The sequence below is a fragment of the Streptomyces sp. TRM64462 genome, from assembly GCF_013362995.1.
GTDB lineage: Bacteria > Actinomycetota > Actinomycetes > Streptomycetales > Streptomycetaceae > Streptomyces.
The window spans coordinates 1-4,534 of record NZ_JABWDV010000210.1 but is presented as its reverse complement, the minus strand read 5'-3'; the positions used below and the strand labels follow the sequence as shown (position 1 = coordinate 4,534).

Sequence of the window (4,534 nt, the reverse complement as noted above, 5' to 3'; positions counted from 1 at the left end):
CACCGGTGACGGCCCCCGTCCGCGCTACCCGGCGTAGGTCTCGTACTCGGCGACCTGCGGCGTGCCGTTCGAGCTGGTGATCTCGAAGGTGATCTTGTGCAGCGATGTGCGCGCGAAGGTGATGACGCCCGCGCCGCTGCCCGAGGTCAGGACGGCGCCGGTGTCGTGGTTGACGACCCTCCAGGACCCGATGCGGCCCTCGGCGCCTGACGCCTCCCTGATGTTGATCACGGAAACTGTGGTGGCGGAGCCCCACTTGACCGAGATGGAGCCGGTCGAGCCGGTCGGCGACCAGTAGGTGCCCATGTCGCCGTCCCGCACGTTGCCGTAGCTGGTCCCGTCCGCCTTGCTGGAGCCGTCGGAGCCGGCGCCGATGCTGAGGTTGGTCCCGCCGGGCCGGGTCGGTCCCGGTGTGGGGGTGGGGGTCGGCGTGGGCCCGGTCGGGGACGGTGTCGGCGTCGGTGACGGGGTCTGCGGCGAGCAGTCGCCGTCCGACACCTGCAGCCCCTTGTTCGCGCCCGCCGTCCGGCTCACGACGTCCGGCACGCAGCCGGCCGCCTCGAGGCTGTAAGGGTACGGGATGGCGACGCTGGTGTTGGACCGCGGGTCGGGCCCCGCCGGGTGGTACTCGCTGCCGGGACCCGACCAGGTCACGTTGTCGAAGATGTTGCCGCTGACCTGCCAGAAGCCGGCCGCGTCGGTATAGAAGGTGCCGAGGACGTCCTTGGAGTCCTCGAAGTAGTTGTGGTCCACCCTGGCGCGGGCGCCGGCCCGGGAGTTGATGCCGGAGTCGTTGAGGCGCACGTAGTGGTTGTTGTACATGTGGGCGGTGGCGCCGCGCAGCAGGGGCGCGCGGGAGTCGATGTTCTGGTACAGGTTGTGGTGGTACGTGATGAAGTTGTTCGAGAGCTCCGTCTCGCTGGAGCCGACGAGACCGCCGCGGCCGGAGTTGCGCAGGATGCTGTAGGACAGCGTCACGTACCGGGTGTTGTCCTTCATGTCGAAGAGGCCGTCGTACCCCTCCGACTCGCCGCCCGACGCCTCCAGGGTGACGTGGTCGACCCAGACGTTGCGGACGTCGCGCTCCATACCGATGGCGTCACCGCCGTTGGACGTGGGCGAGCCCGACTTCTTGACGTTCCGGACGGTGACGTTCTGGATGATGATGTTGTGGGCCTCGCGGATGTGGATGCCCAGCTGGTCGAAGAGGGCGCCGCCGCCGACCCCGATGATCGTGACGTTGCTGATCTGCTTGAGCTCGATCACGTCGTCGGCGGTGTTGCAGCTCCCGCCCGACACCTTGCTGGTGTTGCCGTGGTTGATGGTCCCCTCGACCTGGATGGTGATCGGGGTGCTGCTGCTTGCCCGGCCGCACAGGGCCGCATGGATCGCGGTTCCCGTGGTGGCCCGCACCGTCTGCCCGCCAGCACCGCCGGTGGTCCCGCCGTTCTGGGTCGCGTAGCCGGTGACGCCACCGGCCGCCGCCGACGCCTCGGGGGTCGTCAGCACCAAGCCGGTGGCGGCCGCGAGGGCTATCGCGCCCAGCGCCGTACACAGTCGCCGTGCGACTGGTCGTCGTCTCATCCTCGTCTCCCACGTCCTCTTGCACCGGTGTGACAGCTCTGTGCCGTAGTCGTCACGGCCGGCCGCCGAGGTTGCCGACCTGTGGCGCCGGGCTGTTCGCCGGTTCAGCGCGAAGTGGGGGCGATCGGAAGAGGGCTATGGCGCCATCTCGTACGCTACGGCGCCATCTCGTACGCGCCCGAGAGCGCCTCGACGCGTTCCCAGACCCGGGCCGAGCGCGCCTCGTCGACGACCGGACGGCGGACGGCGGCGAGCGACCAGAGCTGCTGCCGCTCGGTGGCGGAGTCCTTGCCGTGCAGTTCGACGGCGTGCGCGGAGAAGTCGCGTACGAGGACCGCGAAAAGTTCGTCCAGCACGTCCTCGTCGACGCCGGTCAGGCGGGCCTGCTCCAGGATCAGCTGGCCGTGGACGACGAGCGCGAAGAGCTGCCCGACGGCGAGCAGGAGGTCGAGGTCGCGGCTCTGCTCCTCGTCGGGGGCGGCGGTGGTGACGAACTCGCACAGCGCGTCGGCCTGCTCCCGGAACCGGCCGACGTTGGGCAGGTGCGTGTACGCGTCGAAGGCGGGGCGCCAGTCGTGGAACCGTACGGAGCCCAGGCCGCGGGCCGGGCCCTGCCCGAACAGGAACGTGTCGTCGGCCGCGTCGAGGCGGGTCGGGACGGGCTCGTACTCCGCGGGGTCCAGCAGGTGGTTGCGCAGGAACTTGAGGATCAGCGCCAGGTTGACGTGGACCGTGCCCTCCAGCTTCGGCAGGCCGCGGATCTCGACGGCGGCCTGGGCGAAGTAGGTGTCCTTCTCGAAGCCCTTGGCGGCGATGACGTCCCACATCAGGTCGATGACCTTCTCGCCCTCCGTGGTCACCTTCATCTTCGTCATCGGGTTGAAGAGGAGGTAGCGGCGGTCGTCCGGCCCGGCGGAGCGGAAGTAGTCGACGGCGCGGTCGCTGAACAGCTTCATGCCGACGAGCCGGACGTACGCGTCGGTCAGCTCGCGCCGCACGTGCGGGAAGGCGGTGACGGGCCGGCCGTAGAGGATCCGGTTGCGGGCGTGGGTGACGGCCTCGTACATCGCGTGCTCGCAGATGCCGATGGAGGCGGTGCACAGGTTGAACTTGCCGACGTTCACCGTGTTGAGGGCGGCGTCGAAGGCGGCGCGGCCGGTGTGCAGGACGTCCTCCGCGGCGACGGGGTAGTCCTCCAGGCGGAACTCGCTGACGTACTTGGAGGAGTCGACGACGTTCTTCACCAGGTGGTACGCCGGGTGGCGGCTGTCGGCGGCGAAGAAGACGTACCCGTCGGGGCCCTCGACGTCGGTGCGGCGGCCGAAGACGGAGACGAGTCCGGCGGTGTTGCCGTTGCCGATGTAGTACTTGGAGCCGGTGGCGCGGAAGCCGCCGTGGCCGTCGGGCTCCAGCAGCATGTCGGTGGAGTAGATGTCCGCGCCGTGGGCCTTCTCGGACAGGCCGAAGGCGAACACGTCACCCTGGGCGAGGAGCTCCGCGGCCCGGGCGCGGGCGGCGGCGTTGTCGCTCTGCCAGACCGGGCCGAGGCCGAGGATGGTGACCTGCCAGGCGTACCAGTAGTCGAGCCCGTAGAAGCCGAGGATCTCGTTGAGGGCGGCGATCCTGGCGGTGTCCCACCGCTTGTCCTGGTGGCCGTCGGCGGCGGAGGCGGGCGTGAGGAAGGTGGCGAACAGCCCTTCCTTGGCGGCGAACGCGAGGAAGTCCGCGAGCCAGGCCCGGGAGCGGTAGTCCTCGATGAGCCTGCGCTTCCCGCGCTCCTCGAACCAGTCGACGGTGGCGCGCAGCAGCCGGCGGGTCTCCGGGTCGAAGTGCGCCGGGTCGTAGGTGCGCGGGTGGAACAGCAGCGGGTCGGCCATGGGTCCGCCTTTCCGGCTCGGTGCGAGGGTGGTCGCCGTCTCCGTACGAGGGTTACGAGGGTGTCGGTGCGCCCGGGCCCGGTTCCTCCGGTGGGGACCGGCAGGACCGCGCGGGCGGGCGCGCCATGCCCCGATCTTGATGTGCAACTCGTTGCATAAACAAGCGCCCCCGCCGGGGTGAGACGCGGCTCACCCCCGGCACGCGGTGTCCACCCGGTCAGGGCGACGGTGGAGTGAGGCTGCGCTGCGGGGCGTCCGGGCCGGTGGGCGTGTCCGTCGCGGGCTGCGCCGGGAGGCGGCGGGAGGCGACGGTGATGAGGAGGGCCACGGCGACGGCCGACGCGATGCCGGTGCGCAGCGAGGTCGCCTCCGCGACGAAGCCGATGACGACGGGGCCGACCAGGAGGCCCGTGTAGCCGATGGCCGACACCTGCGCGATCGCGGCGTCCGCGCGGCCCGGTGCGAGGCTGCCGGCGAGGGACATGCAGAGGGGCACGACCGTGCACACGGTCAGTCCGGTGAGGCCGAAGCCCGCGATGGCCCAGTACGGGGACGGCGCCGTGACGACGAGGACGACGCCGGCGGCGGTCGCCGCCCCGGCGGCGGTGAGCAGGGGGCGGAAGCCGAAGCGCAGTCGCAGCCGGTCGCCGAAGAGGCGGCCGCCGAACGTGGCGAGTTCGTACACGGGGTAGGCGAGGGCGGCGACCGCTTCGGAGGCGTGGAGTTCGCGGGCGAGGAGGAGGCCGCTCCAGTCGGCCACGAGTCCTTCCATGAGGAGCGCGAGGAAGGCGATCGCCCCGACCAGGTAGACGACGCCGGGGAGGCCGCGGCGCTGCTCGGACTCCCCTTCCTCCTCGGCGGGCCCGTCCAGGTAGGTGAAGCCGACGGCGACGGCGAGGGGGAACGCGGCGGCGGCCACGCCGAGCACCGACGCGGTGTACGGAACGTCGAGCGCCGCGAGCAGGACGGCGAGCAGCCCGCCGGCCACCGCGCCGGCGCTCCAGCCGGCGTGGAAGCCGTTCATCAGGGGGCGGCCGGCGTGCCGTTCGACCATGCTGCCCTGGGCGTTCATC

Annotated in this window: 3 protein-coding genes; all 3 read right to left on the bottom strand. The window is 71.1% G+C overall.

All coding sequences use genetic code 11. The annotated features are described in order from the left end of the window. Positions 1–24: 24 nt before the first annotated feature. Positions 25–1,584 (bottom strand): polysaccharide lyase family 1 protein, encoded by a 1,560-nt coding sequence (locus HTZ82_RS09540; RefSeq protein WP_175408882.1) that lies wholly within the window; start codon positions 1,582–1,584, stop codon positions 25–27. 155 nt (positions 1,585–1,739) lie between these two features. Continuing rightward, positions 1,740–3,461, bottom strand: coding sequence for an acyl-CoA dehydrogenase family protein (locus HTZ82_RS09535; RefSeq protein ID WP_175408881.1), 1,722 nt, complete (start codon positions 3,459–3,461; stop codon positions 1,740–1,742). A 217-nt stretch (positions 3,462–3,678) separates the two neighbouring features. After that, the coding region (locus tag HTZ82_RS09530; RefSeq protein WP_175408880.1) for an MFS transporter at positions 3,679–4,534 on the bottom strand (856 nt) is incomplete at its 5' end.

Coding starts and splice junctions, on each gene's coding strand:
- HTZ82_RS09535 (WP_175408881.1), bottom strand. CDS start 3,461: ATGGCCGACCCGCTGCTGTTCCACCCGCGCACCTACGACCCGGCGCAC.
- HTZ82_RS09540 (WP_175408882.1), bottom strand. CDS start 1,584: ATGAGACGACGACCAGTCGCACGGCGACTGTGTACGGCGCTGGGCGCG.